The 231-nt window shown below is 55.8% G+C and carries 1 protein-coding gene; it reads left to right on the plus strand.

Translation table 11 applies throughout. The features are described 5' to 3' along the window. A partial coding sequence (locus tag AAEZ22_RS18685; protein WP_352298598.1) for an immunoglobulin-like domain-containing protein occupies positions 1-231 on the plus strand: 231 nt, incomplete at both ends.

The raw sequence follows: 231 nt of genomic DNA on the forward strand, positions 1-231 counted from the left end.
GTACTGACGTCACCTTGAAGCTGGATAACGGCTCGTCGATCACCATCAAAGCTGGCGAGACCGTCGGCACTGTGACCGTGCCCGCCCCTACTGATGACGTGTTCATCGACAAGAGCACGCAGACCGTTCAGATCACCGAGACCACTGGTGGCAACTTCGAAAAACTGGAAGTCGCAGGTAATGGCGCAACCACCACGATCAACGACACCATCGACAAGGTCGATGTAGTCC

Origin of the sequence: Pseudoalteromonas sp. 20-MNA-CIBAN-0454, from assembly GCF_040308685.1 — a bacterium.
GTDB classification, from domain to species: domain Bacteria; phylum Pseudomonadota; class Gammaproteobacteria; order Enterobacterales; family Alteromonadaceae; genus Pseudoalteromonas; species Pseudoalteromonas nigrifaciens.